The 16,479-nt window shown below is 63.4% G+C and carries 16 protein-coding genes; 11 read left to right on the top strand and 5 right to left on the bottom strand.

What is annotated here, in order from left to right:
* Window positions 1-643: 643 nt before the first annotated feature.
* Together DK926_RS24145 and DK926_RS24140 are read right to left on the bottom strand one after the other, a co-directional pair.
* Complete coding sequence (locus tag DK926_RS24145; RefSeq protein WP_243636996.1) at window positions 644-1,723, bottom strand: tyrosine-type recombinase/integrase; 1,080 nt, start codon at window positions 1,721-1,723, stop codon at window positions 644-646.
* A 112-nt stretch (window positions 1,724-1,835) separates the two neighbouring features.
* Entirely contained in the window at window positions 1,836-2,471 is a 636-nt protein-coding gene (locus tag DK926_RS24140; protein ID WP_114332506.1) for a helix-turn-helix domain-containing protein, read from the bottom strand.
* Between the two features lie 139 nt (window positions 2,472-2,610).
* On the opposite strand from DK926_RS24140, the gene DK926_RS24135 reads away from it, so the two are divergent.
* The 4 genes from DK926_RS24135 (at window position 2,611) to DK926_RS24120 (ending at window position 5,924) form a co-directional block, all read left to right on the top strand.
* On the top strand, window positions 2,611-2,805 hold the full coding sequence (locus DK926_RS24135) for an excisionase family DNA-binding protein (protein WP_114332505.1): 195 nt from the start codon (window positions 2,611-2,613) through the stop codon (window positions 2,803-2,805).
* Window positions 2,806-3,979: 1,174 nt separating this feature from the next.
* On the top strand, window positions 3,980-4,768 hold the full coding sequence (locus DK926_RS24130; protein ID WP_114332499.1) for an AAA family ATPase: 789 nt from the start codon (window positions 3,980-3,982) through the stop codon (window positions 4,766-4,768).
* On the top strand, window positions 4,768-5,109 hold the full coding sequence (locus DK926_RS24125) for a hypothetical protein (protein WP_114332498.1): 342 nt from the start codon (window positions 4,768-4,770) through the stop codon (window positions 5,107-5,109). Before DK926_RS24130 ends, DK926_RS24125 begins: the two co-directional genes overlap by 1 nt.
* Window positions 5,106-5,924: a DUF2637 domain-containing protein gene (locus DK926_RS24120; protein ID WP_114332497.1), complete on the top strand. Its 819-nt coding sequence runs from the start codon at window positions 5,106-5,108 to the stop codon at window positions 5,922-5,924. Before DK926_RS24125 ends, DK926_RS24120 begins: the two co-directional genes overlap by 4 nt.
* A gap of 296 nt (window positions 5,925-6,220) precedes the next feature.
* Here DK926_RS24120 and DK926_RS24115 read toward each other — a convergent pair whose 3' ends face one another.
* Complete coding sequence (locus tag DK926_RS24115; protein ID WP_114332496.1) at window positions 6,221-6,604, bottom strand: Lsr2 family protein; 384 nt, start codon at window positions 6,602-6,604, stop codon at window positions 6,221-6,223.
* 510 nt (window positions 6,605-7,114) lie between these two features.
* On the opposite strand from DK926_RS24115, the gene DK926_RS24105 reads away from it, so the two are divergent.
* The 3 genes from DK926_RS24105 to DK926_RS24095 all read left to right on the top strand — a co-directional run bounded on the left by DK926_RS24105 (window position 7,115) and on the right by DK926_RS24095 (window position 9,263).
* The gene (locus tag DK926_RS24105; RefSeq protein ID WP_114332494.1) at window positions 7,115-7,393 is read left to right on the top strand and encodes a hypothetical protein; all 279 of its coding nucleotides are present in this window, start codon (window positions 7,115-7,117) and stop codon (window positions 7,391-7,393) included.
* A 618-nt stretch (window positions 7,394-8,011) separates the two neighbouring features.
* Window positions 8,012-8,212: a hypothetical protein gene (locus DK926_RS24100; protein WP_114332493.1), complete on the top strand. Its 201-nt coding sequence runs from the start codon at window positions 8,012-8,014 to the stop codon at window positions 8,210-8,212.
* A 46-nt stretch (window positions 8,213-8,258) separates the two neighbouring features.
* Window positions 8,259-9,263 carry a DUF4192 family protein gene (locus DK926_RS24095; RefSeq protein WP_114332492.1) on the top strand — a complete coding sequence of 335 codons (1,005 nt, stop codon included), beginning with the start codon at window positions 8,259-8,261 and terminating at the stop codon, window positions 9,261-9,263.
* A gap of 126 nt (window positions 9,264-9,389) precedes the next feature.
* Here the strand turns inward: DK926_RS24095 and DK926_RS26800 are convergent, their stop codons facing one another.
* A complete protein-coding gene (locus DK926_RS26800; RefSeq protein ID WP_165839661.1) occupies window positions 9,390-9,557 on the bottom strand; it encodes a hypothetical protein in 168 nt (55 codons plus the stop codon).
* A gap of 335 nt (window positions 9,558-9,892) precedes the next feature.
* On the opposite strand from DK926_RS26800, the gene DK926_RS24090 reads away from it, so the two are divergent.
* From DK926_RS24090 to DK926_RS24080, 3 genes are read left to right on the top strand one after another with little or no spacing between them, the layout of a single operon-like run.
* Window positions 9,893-10,432, top strand: coding sequence for a DnaB-like helicase N-terminal domain-containing protein (locus DK926_RS24090; RefSeq protein ID WP_114332491.1), 540 nt, complete (start codon window positions 9,893-9,895; stop codon window positions 10,430-10,432).
* Window positions 10,429-10,692 (top strand): urea amidohydrolase, encoded by a 264-nt coding sequence (locus tag DK926_RS24085; RefSeq protein ID WP_114332490.1) that lies wholly within the window; start codon window positions 10,429-10,431, stop codon window positions 10,690-10,692. The genes DK926_RS24090 and DK926_RS24085 overlap by 4 nt, the downstream gene beginning before the upstream one ends.
* Window positions 10,693-10,738: 46 nt before the next feature.
* Window positions 10,739-11,074 (top strand): hypothetical protein, encoded by a 336-nt coding sequence (locus DK926_RS24080; protein WP_114332489.1) that lies wholly within the window; start codon window positions 10,739-10,741, stop codon window positions 11,072-11,074.
* Window positions 11,075-11,632: 558 nt separating this feature from the next.
* On the opposite strand, the gene DK926_RS24075 is transcribed toward DK926_RS24080, so the two are convergent.
* Window positions 11,633-12,121, bottom strand: coding sequence for a hypothetical protein (locus DK926_RS24075; protein ID WP_207890903.1), 489 nt, complete (start codon window positions 12,119-12,121; stop codon window positions 11,633-11,635).
* A gap of 241 nt (window positions 12,122-12,362) precedes the next feature.
* On the opposite strand from DK926_RS24075, the gene mobF reads away from it, so the two are divergent.
* The gene (mobF, locus tag DK926_RS24070; protein ID WP_114332488.1) at window positions 12,363-16,388 is read left to right on the top strand and encodes a MobF family relaxase; all 4,026 of its coding nucleotides are present in this window, start codon (window positions 12,363-12,365) and stop codon (window positions 16,386-16,388) included.
* The last annotated feature ends 91 nt before the right edge of the window (window positions 16,389-16,479 follow it).

Here is a 16,479-nt window from a genome sequence, read left to right as displayed (position 1 = left end):
CGCACCCTGGACCGACCTCACCGTCACTGCTCTGACCCGACTCGCCGCGTTGCCGGCACCGACCTGACCGACCGAACCCCGCCCCGACAACTCCGAAAGACCAACCGGACCTGTGGAACCGGCCCCCGCCGAGCGACATCGGTCAAACCACCATGCTCGGCCACCGAGACCAGGCCTGCAAACATCAGTTCGAGAGTGCTCAGGCCGACACATCACCCGGGCGAAAGATCGAGGCTAGGAGAAAGAATCGCACTAACTTGTGCGCGTTTGTCAATGGATCTGGGACTTCTTTGGTTCCGTACTGGTCATCTATTTCTCGCAGGTCGAAACCAGGCTCGTGGTACGACGAGTAAGCCAACCTGTTGATCGTTAAGGAGACGGTGTTGCAGACAGATGCTACAACGGAGAGATCGGGCGGTGGTGGCTCGGACACGCCATCATTATCTACAGGTTGACGCAATGCACAACCGGGACGAGCAGGATGCGTCGCGATCTTCCGCCTGCCATCGGAGAAACATGCGCTTCACGTACGCCTACGTGCCGACACCGCAGGCGGGCGATCTTGCTCTGCCGGATCGTAGACTGCAGGACGAAGTAACTACTTGTATATCTTTGTGGGCGGGCGGAATCACACTACGACGGCCTACGTAAAGCTGCTAGCAGCGTCGAGCAAGGCCTCCTCCTGAGAGTGTGTGTACACGCTTAGCGTGAAAGCTGCCGATGCGTGCCCAAGCCAAGCCGCGATAACGGCGATGGGGATCCCCTGGAGGTGCATCAACGTCGCGCAGGTGTGCCGCGCATCATGCAGTCTGACATGTCGAAGCTCGGCCGCCTGCAAGATCTTCTTCCATCGGAACGTCAGCAGGTTCGGGTGCACCGGTTGTCCATTAGGTAGCCGCACCACGTAATCCGTTTCCTGGTAGTGCGCACCGAGCAGTAGCTTCTCTTTCGCCTGCTGAGCCTTGGCCGCGCGAAGTGCCGCGTCCAGCGGCTTGGAGATCGGCAGTGTGCGTCGAGACTTCTTCGTTTTCGGCGGACCCTCGACGATGGTCTTGCCAACCGCGATACGTGTGTTCGCAACCCTGAGCTTGCCATTGTCCAGGTCGACGTCTTGCCAACGCAGTCCTGCGATCTCACCCCGCCGCATGCCATGCATGGCCAATTGCCATGCCTGCGATAGCGGTTCGCGCGCGACGTGCTTCATCAGCTTGTCGACTTCGAGCTTCGATAGCGTCTGCATCTCGGGCGTTTCGGTAGCTAGTCGTTCCACCAGGGCGCCCACATTGCGTACGACGTTTCCCTGTGCCATCTGATCCTGCAGTATCGCGGTCAACAGACTGAGCATGTAGTTCACCGTGCGAGGCGCCCAAGGCTTTCTCGGCCGGCCACTGGGTGACGGCAGCCCACCCTCCCGCAGGTTCCTCACCAGTGATTCGATATTGGGCTTGGTGAGCTTCTGGACGGGAATCTGCCCAAGCTCGGAGACCACCGGCTGCAAGTTCGTCCGGTGTCCGTGCAACGACGATGGTTTCAGGCGGTGCTTCGATTCCAACCAGTACTCGATTGCCTTCTCCACCGTCAATGCCGACGAATGGATGTATAGCCCGTTGTTGACGGAGTTCAGGGTCGCAGCCAGAGCTGCGCGCGCCTCCTGCTCGGTCTTGTACCGTCGGCGACTTTGTGTCCGTCTGGTCGTTGTCTTTGGCGTTCCGTCTTCGTCCACCTTGACGTCTGTTCGCGTACCGGTATCGACGGTTACCTCGTACCGGGGTGTCTCGCGGTGTGTTTTCCGGTCCCGGACGATAACCTTGCGGATCTGTGGCGGGAGTTGCTGCCTAGGCATCGGCGGCCTCGGTGCCCACGTTCATCTCCAGTTCAGTCATTCGATGGAAGAGCTCTTCTGCGCGGCGTCGAGCATCCTCGTACGCCAGCTGCATGGTCTCGATGTGTTCAGCCGCTTCTTGCTTCGACAACCCACTGCGAAGTTGAGACCGGGCTCGCCGCATCGTAGTAAGCGCCTGGAGCCATTCGCGGGTTATGCCAACCCGATCGTTCTTCGGATCGAACTGTTCGCGCAGCCACATGTCGACAGGTTGCTTGGTTTCGCCGTCACTCCATGCGCGGGAGGGCTTCATGAGCCCGGCCTCACCGCTGAACCACTGCAAGGCGCCATGCGACTCTTGAGGGAGCCCTGGCAACACCTCGATCTCGCCCTTCGGTAAGTCGGGGTAGACGAGTTGCGCCGGGGAGACGCCCAATGCAGCTGCGAGTACGAGCAATTCGGCGACATCGAGGCTCTTCTTGCGTCCACTCTCGAGCTCGGCAAGAACGTTGCGGGAGATCGGATAGCCGATGTCTGCGGTTCGATCAGCGAGCTTGGCTGCTGACAAAGCGGAGTGGTCTCTGCCGCGCAGTCGACGTACCTCGCCCATGATGCGACTCACAAGCGATTCAGCCCAAGACTCTGTCATGGTCACGCAGTCTAGCTGATTCTTTGTACTTCTTGCGGCACCATCACGACATTGCTAGTCTCCGTTGGAGTCACATGGACTGACGAGTTTTGTGGGCTCTTTTGTGGGAATGCAACACAACTGACGGAAGGTGATGAACATGCCCAGACGGTTGCTCTCTGTCCCAGAGGCCATGGCGTGCACGGGGCTCGGGCGTTCCAACTTTTTCAGCAAGCTCGCCTCGGGTGAGATCCGCAGTGTAAAAATCGGGAAGCGGCGGTTGATTCCGGACACCGCGATCGACGAGTACATCGAAGGTCTGGAAGCCCAGTCGACCAGCCCTGGCGTTGCCTGACATGCCGCTGACGCCCGACCCCTACGAACTAGAGACGCCCTCGGCGAATCCCGGTGTTACGAGCACCGGGGCCGAGGGCGTTGTCGAAACCTCAACCCAACAGGAAGGAGCTTCAGTATCCGATCGTAAGCGGTCATAGCGACTTCTTCAAGAACATTCGCGATCACCCGCACCGGCTGACGGGTTACCCGTAACCCTCCGGTGCGGTGATTTCGCCGTACCTCAATCCACACAACATGTGTGTGTATCCGTGGGCGTACGAGTAGGTTTCGCGGTTTCGATTCTGGTTTGGACGAGTCAATCTTCGTCGTCTGGGTCGATCCCGAGGCGAACCACCCGTCGCCGCGTCGTTTCCTGGCAGAGCCCGACGTTCGAAACCAGCCTGCCGCCGGCCTGTGCACCCTTTGTAAATCCTCGGAGACCGGCCCCGAGGCACCACTGGTTCGACTGATCATCGATCACGTGGCGATACCGATGAGCCACGCGTCCAGGGCGACGCGGGGCCATCGGGCGTGGAGCGGACAACGCGGGTGTGGACAAGTGGGGTTTCCCATGGGGGGTCCGAGAGAAGCAGGACGAAGTCCCTTGTCTTACATACGTAACCGAAGCAGAGAGGTAGTCATGTACGCCATCCATCAATCAGAACCATCGCCAGTCATAGAGGCCGAGACGGTACTCATCTTGCAGCGAACTGCCTCCAGCCAACGTCAGTGTCGGTTGTTATCTACTGGCTGCGCGACTGCGGACGATCGATCGAGTCGAGCTGCCAAACCTGCTGTGACACTGCTGCACCACGCACGCTGCGACGATCCATCTCGACCTCAACAAACTTCCACGAAAGTATTGCCGACGAGCTCTGTTCGGTCATCCATCGAGCACGTCCATCAATCTTCCGGTCATGAAATACCCACAAGGGGCGACTTGGTGGCATCAGGCGCTGTTCATCCCATACGGTCCACACGCCCTGGACACGCCGCACGTGCATCGGTTGCTTGGGAAGCATTGTCGGTCAATACATCCAACACTTGCCATGCGGGCACAGTGCGTATTGCGGGTGTAGCACGCCAAGCCCCCGATACCCCCATGACGCGTATGTCACCCGATGCCCCCGATACCGGCATGGGATGCCATTCGCGTGTTTCGCGTATCGCGTCCGTAGCAAGTGAGGCCCGTAATGTCCGCTGAAGTTCTCGCGTTCTGCAATCAAAAAGGGGGAGTGGGCAAGACGACGTCGGTCTTCCATCTCGCCTACGCGGCCGCGAAGGCTGACATGCGGGTGCTGGTGGTCGACATCGACCCTCAAGGCAACCTCAGTACCGTCCTGAGCCGACAGGCCCTCGCACGCGACGAAGTCGGCGTGGCAGATGTGCTCTCCGAAGCCTCCACCGCGACAATTGCCGACGCGATCGTGCCCACGATCTGGCCGGGTGTCGAGCTGGTCCCGACGGTGCCGGAGAACGAATCCTTGGCCTATGTCCGCGACCAACTGGTCATCGCCGGCGCGGGACGAGAACGGCGGCTGCGCGACGCGGTCGATTTCGTCGACAAGGTGTACGACGTCGTGCTCATCGACTGCCCTCCGAGTCTGGACCTGCTGACGATCAATGCGCTCGTCGCGGCACGAAAGGTGGTTGTGGTCAGTCAGTCCGCGTTGTTCTCGGCGAACGGGTTGGCGCGGCTGCGGCGCACGATCGAGGCGGTCAAGCGGAGCTACAACCCGCAGCTCGAACTGCTGGGGGCGATGATCAACCTGCACGAGAACAACACCATCGCCGGCCGTGAGCAGTTGGTCGAGATCGCAGCCAACATCAACATCCTCGGCGACGCGATCCCGAAACGGGTGGTCATCAAAGACTCCATGGAGTCCCAGACCAGCCTGCCCGACTGGGGCACCACGCAATCGCGGAACCTGTCGACGATCTACCGCGACACCATCGCAATCCTCACGGACGGAGTGCACTGATGCCCAGACCCGAACGCATGAAGAGCGCACTGGCCGGGTGGAGTCCGGTCGATCCACCGCAACCGGCGGACGTCGTTGCGCAACCGGAGCCGGAACCTGTTGCAGACGGCCCTGATCGGACGAAATGGAAGCGCTCGTTCTACCTGTACCGCTCGACCGTCGATGAATTGTTGAATGCCGCCGAGGCGCTGTCGGCGACACCGGGTGCGCCGCGTGGTCCGTCGGATCTGGTCAACGCAGCGGTCGAGGAGTACCTGGAGACGTTGCGCAAGAGGTTCAACGACGGTGAGCCGTTCCCGCAACGCACCGGTCCGCTCGCACGGGGACCGAGGATCCGATGACCGGCCACGCACACCACGATTCGCTTGGCGCCGCAGATGTCGACGCAACGCCGATCCATCCACGCGTACTGCAATGGGCGCTGGCAACCGCGGTCCTCTTAGTTGTCGGTATTGCAGGTGCGTCGTTCTGGTTGAGCTTCGCTGCGTTGCGGGAGCTGGCGATCATGGGCGGCACCGGTCACGCGCAAGCATGGGTGATTCCCGTTGTGCTGGACGGCGCCATCGTCTCGCTCACGATGACGGCGATCGCGTTGTCGAATCACGTCGACAAACGCACAGTGCGCGGGCGGCGTTTCGTGACCCTGCTTCTGCGGGTCGCGGCTGCAGCGTCGATTGCGGGCAATTCCTATCACGCGGTGCTGAGTGCAACATTGTTGCCGGCGGTGGTGTCGGCGGGTATTGCGTCCATAGCGCCTATTTCGCTTCTCCTCATGACCGAGGTGTTGGCGGTGATTCTGCGGGCTCCCCGAATCATGCAGCGCGACACTGCACGAGGAGACGGCGCTGACACCGCCACGCGGTTATCAGAACTGGCGGCTGCGGCGCCGCCCGCACCGATCGAGAATCGTCGCGTCGAGGTCGAGGCAACGACGCCTCCTACGCTGCCGATCCCCGACAACGACGAGGGGTTCGGCGGCGATGATGACGTCGATGTCGTCTCCGGCGTCGTGCTGGAGACGGTGCGACTGCGGCAGGAACATCCGGAGTGGTCGTGGGCGCGGATCGGTCAGGAGACAGACGGGGTGGTCGCATCGACGGCGATGCGGCGGTTCCGCAAGTGGGAAGAGAGCGAGCTGCAACCCTCGACCCCGTAAGTGGTCCGGACCTTCTAACCTCGCCGAAGAACACATCGGCGACACAGGATAGAACACCATCCCCGAAAGAACAGCCGGCACCGGGCAGCTGCAATCTGCCCGGTGCCTGAACCCGAACACTACGCAGCACCAGGCACCCATGACCGGGTAGTCGACGTCGTGGTGGTGGTGATCGGAGCTGTCGCGCTGCTCTCGGCGAAGGGCTGACGCCCCTCATACTCCCCACTGCCGAGCAGAAGCTACGGGATAGGAGGCGCTACGGCGGCCGCGTGCGCAGTGTGGTCACCGAAAAGGAATCAGTGAGCGGCGTTGTACGCCTCTTCGATGTCAGCGGGAATGCGACCACGCTCGCTGATCTCATAGCCTTCGTCCGAGGCCCATTGCCGAATCGCCCGTGTTTGCGCCGGGTCGCGCTTCGTGGCCGATGCGGCGGCTTTGCTCGATGATTTAGCGGCGGGTGCTGTGCCGGCCGCGGCTGGTTTGCGGCGACGCCCACCAACACGAGTCGCATGGTCGATGTAATAGTCGAGCTTGCGGTGAAACTCGGTGGCGTTCTTGGTCTTCAAGTCGATGACGTATTCGACGCCGTTCACTGCGAATTCGATCGATTCTCCCGATCCGTCATCGATAGCGGAGCCGTCGAGGTCGTCGATCAAGGATGTGATGACATGTGTGGCCACAGTGCTTACGCACCTTTCCGATTCATTGCGTGAGTGATCTGGGTAAGCGTAACCGAGAATGCTGAGGAATCCGTCATCGATCACTTATGAAATGCCAGCCGAGCAGTGATCCGAGGCCGCCGAGTGTAAAGCTGAATAGATGCCCGTTTCGAATTCAGTGTCCAGCTTTCGTGCCGGGCAAAGTTCTGCGGGGCATCACAGGTTACGGCGGGCGGCGAGATTCAATCACCACGAAAAGTCGTTGCTGCAGTTCGCTCGACACGCACAAGAGCGTCTGCGGATACGTGCCGGCGAACCTCGTCGAGCACCCGATTTCGATGACGACCGACATCTCGATGTGCGGCCGGTAGCGACCGGATTCGGAGCCGCGATAGAAGGGCACGTCACGTGAACGGTGTCGGCGGGAAGTTGGCAGGGTCGGAGCTTCCCAGCAGCCGGGGGAGGTCTGCGTCACCGACCCTGCCAATTGCGACGATACCAGTAATCGAACAAGTGTTCTAGTCTGGTGTCATGGTCAGATCTGGGCGCGTGAACCCGCTCGAGCGAGTAGATCCTCCTGAGCAGGTCTTGGTTGATTTGTCCTGCCTGTTCCGGCACGCCCCTCATCACCAGGCTGTCTACACCGCTGGTGGCCTCAAAGCCTCCGGCTGTGTCGAGGCCAAGCTCAGCATGTTCGGAACGACAACCGAGGGCGCGCGGCTGGCCTACGTGACTTACCGGATGGAGTTCGGTGGCGATAGCGCGCCCGTGACGCACTGGGTTCCGGTGTGGATGGTGAAGCCAATCTGACTGGCTTTCGCGCCTCGGTCGGTCTGTCGCCGCGAACAACGTTCGACTGTCGGTGCGGTGGACTGGGTCGTCGAACGTGGTGTAACCCCTGTACTGCTGCCGACAAGGATGAATTGTCGCGGCATCTTGCTACCTTCGGTCGCCGACGAGGCCTGATGTAGCGGCTTCAGCCGGTGGAGATGAGGGATCTGCGCTACCGCGACACCGGGTGTGGCCGGGCTCCGTCGCTCCCGCACAATTACTCCGAGCATCACCCGGGTCGAGGTGTTTGCTTTCGTGCGGGCCGGTGCCGTTGGGGATTCCGCCTGCGGCGGTACGGGCCACCCTTCGGGCGTCCACCGGATTGAGCTCCGCTTCGCTCCGCCCTGTGAAGGGCATCGAATTTCTTTCGGCGCATCTGGCTACAGGCGAGCTTGCGTCCGCCGTGTCCGCCGCGTCAACCGCTGGCGGCTGACGCCGGCACAAGGCCCCGAAAACTCTCAAAGCGCCTACGGCTGAGACTTTTCGGTCCAGCAGTTGCCGCGTCGGCCCCGTCGACCGCCTTCTCTCCCTACGCCAGATGAGGCGAAAGAAATTGGCAGGGCAGGGTCCCGGTCACCGTCCGACGGAGAGGTCACCATGAGCATCGATGCACGACGCACACGCGCACTCGAGCAGATCACCCGCGCCACCGCACGACTCGACGCCGCGATGTGCAGCGGAGTCACCGTCGACGTCACCGACGTATGCCGCGCCCTGAACGCCTGGCACGACGAGGCCCGCGAGCTCGGCGCCACCGACGAGCAGATCGACGCCGCTCGAGCCGCCGGAATCTCCTGACGCCCTCGACATCCCCGCACCCGTTCGAAACGACGAAAGGCACACCATGAGCAACCACAATCGCCCCCCCGCCCGACTCACCTCGACCGCCGCAGTCTTGGCCGCCATCCCCGCGATGCTCGGATTCACTCCCGAGAACTCGATCGTCACCATCTTCCTCGGCGACTCCGACGTCGACACCACCACCGTCCGCGCGATCGTCCGATTTAACGTGCACGACGGCGCCGGCCCGGCCGCAGACGTCGCAGCGGCAGCCCGAGTGAACAACATCGCCGCCGCGATCGTGATCGCCGTCGCCGACCCCGAACAATCCGGGCACGCGCTCCGCGCGCTCGCTGCGCTGCGGACAGCACTCGCCGACGTCGGGGTCAGCGTCGAAAAGTCACTTCACACCTACGGATTGACCACCGGAGCGGCATTCGTCGATCTCGACACCGGAACCGTCGGCAACTTCCCGGATCCGGCATCGACGGAACTATCGGCCCTCACGGTGCTCGAGGGACGCAGCATCGAATCCAGCCGATCGGTGATCGAGCAGCGGTTCAGCGAACGCGCCGAGATCCCCGAGTCGGTCGGACTCGAGGCCGCCGCCCGACTGGGTGCATCATTCCTGCCGCACACGTTCGAAGAGCTCGCAGCCGTGGTCTACGCCCGCGAAGTTCCCAGCGACGAGCTGACAGCTCGAGTCGGACTCACCTTGTCCGGTCGAGGCCTCGACGTCCGTGATTCGTATCTGCGGCTTGCGGTGTACGGCGAAGAGCACGCAGTAGAAGCGATGACTCACATCGCCGGAGCACTACGAGGTGCGGCCCGCGCGCAGGCGCTGACGATCACCGCGTTCTTCTCCTACCTGGCGAACCAGGGTCCCGCCACGGGAATCGCGATCGACGCCGCCCGCGCCGCCGCCGCAGACGCAGGAGTGCCGACACCGTCGTTCGCAGATCTACTCGACCGGGCGCTACGGGCAGGGATGGAACCCGAGCAACTACGCGACTTGGTCCCCGACGCCGACTTCGTCCGCGAACGCACAGGCGCAGACCTACAGGGCTGACGGTGTCCGCCGGGTGCGCCCCGTGCGCATCCGGCGGCCGGCGCCGGGGGACGCCGGTGAATCGGGCATCGAGCCCTCACACCGACACCGCGACCAGCCAGCGCGGCCGGATTACGACAGGCGACCTCAGTCGGACAGGGCTCGATCGACGAACGCGACGTCGACAGTGGGCGCGCTGGCAGCAACATCCTCGGTCAACGCGCCGGCGACTACCGCCTCGATCTGGGCAGGCGACAGCGCCGGCGGTGGTCCCAGTAGACCGGACAGGCCGAGTTCGACATCGGAAGTGCTCATGCCGTCGACTCTAGCTGTCGTGCCCGTGGGTGCCGTTCCACTGCAGATCCGTCCAGAAACCGAATAGAAGTAATTCACCCCGTTCAGCGAATTTTCATTACGTGCATTGCGTGTAATTCCCGCTCAACCAAATGCGTGAGAAATTTCAGGATTCAGTATCGACCTGGTCGGAGGAATCGTTGCAATAACCGTACATCCGACGCCAGGCTGATGCTCTTACGCCTGTTTATCAAGTACCGATATTGATAGAATCGAGAGAAAGACGCTGTGGGGATTCGCGTCTCGATTCTCTCTCCATCATCGAAAGCGCACCGCCGACCGGAAGAGGCAAACTCATGTCAGCTCTGCGAGCCGTGCAGGTAACTACAGCCGTCGACGACCATGTCGATCTCACGGACCACGTCGAAACGGCACCCGAGGCGCTGGCGATCTGTGCGCTGATGTGGTCGCGGGATACCACCGCAGACGCACGCATCGCACGCACGCTGCAGGCCGATGATTTCGGCGAGCCGCTGTACCGCGAGCTGTATGCGATTGTGCAACAACTCATCACCGATGGTGTGCCGCACGATCCTGCCAGTGTTCTCGCTGTGCTCATTCGATCGGGTGCCGCCGGACATCGCGGGGCGCGCTTACGTCGCGCGCTGACCGATGTGACGACTGCGAACGCGTGCGGTGCCTCGGCCACCGACTACGCGGGGATGGTTCTGTCGGAAAGCTACCGCCGCAGTTTCCACGCAGCCGGCGTGAAGATTCAGCAGCTCGCGGAGGAAGCACCCGAGGAACTCTTGTTCGATCAGCTCGTCGAGATCGGCCGACGTCAGCGGGCAGCGACAAACCGTCTCAACGCTTTCCGTAGAGGCGAGAACGCATGAACGACGACGAACAGCAGCGGCGCTGCGACGCGATTCTGCGGGCCAGGCTCGATGCGGCAGATGTCGCGGGCCTCGACGCCGACGAGATCGACGACCTTGCTGCCGGCCGGGACGTCGACGACGCGCTGAACACAGGCCAGTCGATCAGCGAGGCGGCAGCGACGATCGGCCACACCGACGCAGTCGCAACAGACCTCCGGAATCGGTTCCGCACGTTCCGTGACGGGCTCGCTGCACGAGACCAGATCACGTTGTTCTGAACAAGTCACCACCGCAGCCCACATTCGAAGCTGAAAGGCGACACCGATGACGTACGTCCGAATCGACACCGACAGGGGAGCCCTCTACGGCCCGACGTTCGCCGAGACACTGGCACACTTCTTCGGGCAGAACCAAGCTGTTGAGTGGGACTGCCACCACTTGGCCGCTGGCTACGCGGACGGGAAGCAAGCCGTATCGTCAGCGGTGCGTGTGCAGCATCGAGGGCAGTGGATCATCGCAGTGCGCATCTTCGGTACTCAGACCGTCGATGCAATCCCCGACGCAGTAGTGCGAAGCGGAACCGATTGTGCAGTAGCGCCGTTCGATGCACCACAGTTGCCGTACTGGGTCTACGCATGGGTGCAGCACATTCTCACGTGAACTACCGGCCTCGCCACGAGGTCCGGTTCGAGATCCGATCACGACATACGCCTGTGCGCGGCCACCGATGCACGACGTGTCGTGCACAACGCGGCCTATCACCACGGGCGCACAGACAACCGCCCGCGCAGACGTACTCCATTGACGCGGAGTCGAGATTAAGAAGTTGCTGCGCAACGCCCCACCGAGCGCCGCGACAACAAAGGCAAGCACCAGCGTTACAACGAACAGTGCCACCCGAAACGCACACCCTGCAATAAGTCCCGTCGCGCGCAGCGGCGCGAAACGCCACCCCGACCCGGTGTCACCGGCCCGCCACAACGCAACTGCGACGACGACGCCGATGAGAACAATCCCGATCATGGTCTCCACCCCCTTCCCGGCTCACTCGAATTAGACATGACGCCACCGACACGTTCACTCGGTCAACCGGCCGGTCGACGCCACAGACGCTCGACGTTCTTGCACTGCCAGTGTGTGCTGCGTCGAACCGAACGAGATTCGACGCCTGGTGATCAATCGACGCCCCGTGCTAACCCGCGGGTCGCGGCGACGTGGCTACGCGATGTCGCGCGCATCGGTCGGGCTTATTTGCTGCGGGTCCTCGGACGAGGAATGGACAGCCTCTGCCGTGGACTCATTGTCGGCGCCTACGGCGCCTCGCTCCCGCTGCCTCACCGTCGCCTCGGTGTCGGCAGGCAACCCAGCCGCGAGTACGGACTTGACGAGCTTCGTCGTCTCCGGCACCGGCAGATCCACCAAAGCCGCGATGCTCGAATACGTTTCACCTCGCGCCTTCAATGCTGCCAGCGCGTCGGCCCGTCGCCGGCGCGCGGATTCGAGTTTCGCGTCGGCGTCGCACTGCAGTCGCGCGACCCGCTTCGCGAGATCGTCGGCGACTTTGTCTTCGTCGCGGGTCGCGTCGAAATAGGAAATCAGATCCTGTTCCTGACTCTTCAGCCGTGACTGCGCATCCGCGAGGCGTTGCGCATTCGCCGCCCGCGCCCGTTCCCGAGCGCTCACTGGTGCAGTGTTCGAGGAAGTCATACCGGCCACGCTACCGCCGACACGCGCGTCGGCGAAAGCCCCCGACGCGCCGTTTCGATTGTCGAAAACGCTGTCTATCAGCCGGATTCGTCCATCGCCGTTTATGCCCGTCCGCTTTCGTTCGAAATTCCGATATCATCGAATCCAGATTCTCTTGAATTCTCTCCGAAAATCTGCATCAACCGTCACACACCTCTTGCACTACTAGTGACTATGGGGCGGGCAGCGCTATGGTGGCGTCATGATGACCGTCCACGCCCTGCACGCGGGCGACGGATACACCTACCTCACACGCGAAGTCGCCGCCGGTGACACCACCGTCGAACGGGGCCAGAGCCTGACCGACTACTACACCGCCGACGGCACCCCGCCTGGGATGTGGGGAGGCCGCGCGGCAGCCGACCTCGGCGTCGACGGCGAGGTACGCGAAGATCAGATGAAAGCGTTGTTCGGGGAAGGGTTGCACCCCGAAGCCGAAACGCTGATCAAGGCTGCGGTCGCCGACGGAGCGGAAGGACAGGCCGCGGTCGACAGCGTCCGCCTCGGCCGTAAATTCGCGGTGTACCGCAACGAAGTACCGTTGATGCAGCGCATCCGCGCCGAGATCGAGAGCGATCACAAGAGTCTCGGACGTGTCCTCACCGCGGACGAATGCCAACAAATCCGCTACCGCGTCGGCGCCGACGAGTTCCACCGCGAGGTCGGCCGATCACCTGCATCGGAGGCCGAACTCGCCCGCTACATCGCCTCGCAGAAACGACGCGAACGCCAACCCGTCGCCGGCTACGACTGCGTGTTCACCCCCGTCAAGTCCGTCTCCGTGCTGTGGGGACTCGGCGACGACACCGTGCGCCAAGGTATCGAACGCGCCCACGCCAAAGCGGTCACCGACGCGATCGGCTGGGTCGAGGACAACGCCTCCTACACCCGGGTCGGCAAAGCCGGTGTCGGACAAATCGAATCGACCGGCCTGATGTACACGCGGTTCGATCACCGCGACAACCGCAACGGGGATCCGAACCTGCACACCCACGTCGCGATCTCGACCAAAGTCAAAGGCGTCGACGGTAAGTGGCGCAGCCTCGACGGCCGAGTGTTGCACAAGCTCGCCGTCACCGCGTCCGAGCGCTACAACACCCTGATCGAGGAGTACGTCACCCGCGAGATCGGCGCCAGGTTCACTGAACGCCCCGACACCGGAATCGGGAAACGACCCGTCCGCGAGATCGACGGCATCCCGCCCGAATTGCTGCGCGAATTCTCCCGCCGCGACGCCATCGAACGACGCCTCGAACACCTCGTCGGCGACTACCGCAAACTGCATGACAAAGATCCCTCGAAAGCTATGCAGATGCGCCTGGCAGACCAGGCAACTCTGGACACCCGCGAGCAGAAACCACCCGCCACATCGTTGGCCGCGCAACGCGCCGAATGGCACACCCGCGCCGTCGCCCGCATCGGGAACCGAACCCTGTCGAAAGCCCTATGTAGCAGCGTCGGACACGCAACGTCTGAACACGCAGCGGCGTATGTCGACACCGGCCAGCTCGCAGACACCGTTGTCACCGTCGTGTCGCGGCAACGCGCAACGTGGAACCGCTGGCACATCGAAGCCGAAGTGCAGCGACAACTGCGGGGCGTCATTTTCGACAGCGCCGCGGCGCGCGAGGCCGCCACCGAGCAGATCACCGAGGCCGCGCTCGGCGCTCATTCGATCCGCCTGACTCGTCAGGTCGACGCCGCACCAACGGCGTTGCAGCGCAGCGACGGCGCGTCGATCCTGACTGTGCACGGCAACGAGACCTACACCAGCCGCGCGATCCTCGCCGCCGAACACCGCCTCGTCGGTGCCGCGCGTACTCCGACCGCCGTCATGGCCACCAGTGAATCACTGCACGCCGCGTTGGCTGCGCACACTCACCGGAAAGGCTGGGAACTCGCCGCCGACAAGAAAGCTCTCGTCGCGCACTTTCTGTTCTCGGGAACCCTGGTCGCTGCCGGCGTCGGACCGGCCGGAACCGGCAAGACCACCGCGATGCGTGTGGTCGTCGACGCCTGGCGCGCCATCGGCTACGACGTCATCGCGCTCGGCCCGTCCGCGAAAGCGGCCGGCGTGCTCGGTGACGAACTCGGCGTACAAGGCCGCACCATCGCCGACGTCCTCACCCGCTACGAGCACGGCATGGATGTCGGGATCACCCCCGGGACGATGGTCCTCGTCGACGAAGCCGGCATGGCCTCCACCCACGACCTCGACCGACTCACCCACATCGCAGCCGAACACGGTGGAGTCGTCCGCCTGCTCGGGGACCCGCAACAACTCGCCGCCGTCGACACCGGCGGTGCCCTCCGGCTCATCGCCCGCGAGAGCGCCGCACCGGAACTGGTCGACGTGCACCGCTTCCGCGACCGCGAGGAAGCAGACATCTCCCTACGACTACGGGACGGGGATGCCTCGGTCGCCGCCTGGTACGCCGCGAAAGACCGCGTGCACCACGGCATGGCCGACGATCTCGCCGAGAAAGTCTTCACCGCCTGGACCGCAGACGCGGACGGCGATACGACGTCGCTGATGATCGCCAGCAGCAACCACACCGTCCGCGACCTCAACGACCGCGCCCGGACCGATCGCCTCGCGCGCGGCTTGGTGTCCAAGGGCGGCAACGATCTGTCCGACGGGTTGCGGGCGAGTAAGGGCGACACCATCGTCACCCGCCTGAACGACAGCGACCTGCGCGTGACCGGCACCCGCGGCGAACGCGTCCGCAACGGCGACCTGTGGACCGTGCAGACCGCGCACCGCGACGGTTCACTGTCGGTGACACACCTCGAGCACGGTGGCCGCATCCGCCTGCCCGCCGACTACGTCCGCAGCAATTGCGAACTCGGCTATGCCACCACCATTCATCGCGCCCAAGGCATGACCGTCGACGCCGTGCACGTACTTGTCGACGACGCGATGAACCGGCAGGCCCTTTACGTCGCGCTCACCCGCGGCCGCAGCGCGAACCAGCTGTATGTGCCGATCGACCGCATCGTCGACCCGCACCTGATACACGTGCACCCGGAGGCGAAGATCGCTGACGAAGTCGTGCGCACCGTCATCGGCCGCGACGGCTCCGACACCTCCGCCACCGAACAACAGCGCGAGGCCGCGGTCGCGCACCTGCGTCTGGATTACAACGTCGCAGGCTACGGCTATGCCGAAGACCTGATCGACTCGCACCGCGTCGAAGCGATCGTCCGAAAGCACTTGAGCCCGGAGCTGACTGCGCAGATGACTGGAGAGGCTGAGTGGGACTCGTTCGTGCGCCAGTTCCGGCGCACCGAACAGCTCGGAATCGACGCCGCACCGACTCTGGCGTCGGCCCGCGCGCAACGTGAACTCGGCACCGCCGACTCGATTTCCGCGGTCATGCACTGGAGACTGGAGCGCCGCATTGAACAGAGCAGCGACGAACGGGCCGCGTGGCGGCAACAGTTGGAACCGGCCATGACGCAGCGATTCGGCGTGCACGCCGATACGATCCTCGCCGACGAGGACACGTGGAATCGCCTCGCCGCGCACCTGCGGAACCTCGAGCGTTCCGGCAAGGATCCGCACGCGGCGATCGCACAACTGCGGCGCGGTGTCACCGACCCCGAGCCGACCGCTACCGAGCTCCTGGCCGACGCTGAGCGGCGCTGGCCGCTCGGCCGCGATGCCCGCAACCCGAGCGCCCCGAGCTGGGTGCTGCCGCCGATGAGTGACCGCGATGGTGTCGACCCGGAACTGACGGCGTGGAGCCGGCGTCGCTACACCGAAATCGCCGACCGCACCCGCGAACTCGGGCAACACGCACTCGACGATCAACCGGACTGGACGCGGCATCTCGGCCGGGTCCCGGACACCCCGGCAGGCAAGCTGGCTTGGCAACTCACCGCCGCGCAGGTCGGCGCGTACCGCGAACAATTCGGCATCGACACCGGACGCACGCTCATCGGTGACCGTCCCCAACATGGCGACGCCGCTGCCGCTTGGGATCAGGTCAACGCCCGCATCAACGCACTCACCGTCCCCGCAGGACATGGTGCGCAGACAGGTCCGGCAGCGCCGGGCCCAGTCGTAGACGCGGCCGTGACCTCCGATCGCGCACGCCGAGATGCCGCCGAACTACGCGCACGAGAACAACGCCGACTCACCGAACAACGCAAAGCTGAAAGACGCGAACGGTTACGTCGAGATCGGAACCGCCGAGACGGCCGCGCTCGCGGTTTACGGACCTAGATAATCAACGCAGACCTACCTGTCGGCGGCTGAGAGCGCACAAGGACCGGAACCGGTCAATGTACGAGATTATTGTAACGGCGCTACAGCG

It is taken from the genome of Rhodococcus sp. Eu-32, assembly GCF_003336925.1.
In the GTDB taxonomy this organism is placed as follows: domain Bacteria; phylum Actinomycetota; class Actinomycetes; order Mycobacteriales; family Mycobacteriaceae; genus Rhodococcoides; species Rhodococcoides kyotonensis_B.
This window is presented reverse-complemented; position numbering and strand designations above follow the sequence as displayed.

Coding starts and splice junctions, on each gene's coding strand:
- DK926_RS24140 (WP_114332506.1), bottom strand. CDS start 2,471: ATGACAGAGTCTTGGGCTGAATCGCTTGTGAGTCGCATCATGGGCGAG.
- DK926_RS24135 (WP_114332505.1), top strand. CDS start 2,611: ATGCCCAGACGGTTGCTCTCTGTCCCAGAGGCCATGGCGTGCACGGGG.
- DK926_RS24130 (WP_114332499.1), top strand. CDS start 3,980: ATGTCCGCTGAAGTTCTCGCGTTCTGCAATCAAAAAGGGGGAGTGGGC.
- DK926_RS24125 (WP_114332498.1), top strand. CDS start 4,768: ATGCCCAGACCCGAACGCATGAAGAGCGCACTGGCCGGGTGGAGTCCG.
- DK926_RS24120 (WP_114332497.1), top strand. CDS start 5,106: ATGACCGGCCACGCACACCACGATTCGCTTGGCGCCGCAGATGTCGAC.
- DK926_RS24105 (WP_114332494.1), top strand. CDS start 7,115: ATGGTCAGATCTGGGCGCGTGAACCCGCTCGAGCGAGTAGATCCTCCT.
- DK926_RS24100 (WP_114332493.1), top strand. CDS start 8,012: ATGAGCATCGATGCACGACGCACACGCGCACTCGAGCAGATCACCCGC.
- DK926_RS24095 (WP_114332492.1), top strand. CDS start 8,259: ATGAGCAACCACAATCGCCCCCCCGCCCGACTCACCTCGACCGCCGCA.
- DK926_RS26800 (WP_165839661.1), bottom strand. CDS start 9,557: ATGAGCACTTCCGATGTCGAACTCGGCCTGTCCGGTCTACTGGGACCA.
- DK926_RS24090 (WP_114332491.1), top strand. CDS start 9,893: ATGTCAGCTCTGCGAGCCGTGCAGGTAACTACAGCCGTCGACGACCAT.
- DK926_RS24085 (WP_114332490.1), top strand. CDS start 10,429: ATGAACGACGACGAACAGCAGCGGCGCTGCGACGCGATTCTGCGGGCC.
- DK926_RS24080 (WP_114332489.1), top strand. CDS start 10,739: ATGACGTACGTCCGAATCGACACCGACAGGGGAGCCCTCTACGGCCCG.
- DK926_RS24075 (WP_207890903.1), bottom strand. CDS start 12,121: ATGACTTCCTCGAACACTGCACCAGTGAGCGCTCGGGAACGGGCGCGG.
- mobF (WP_114332488.1), top strand. CDS start 12,363: ATGATGACCGTCCACGCCCTGCACGCGGGCGACGGATACACCTACCTC.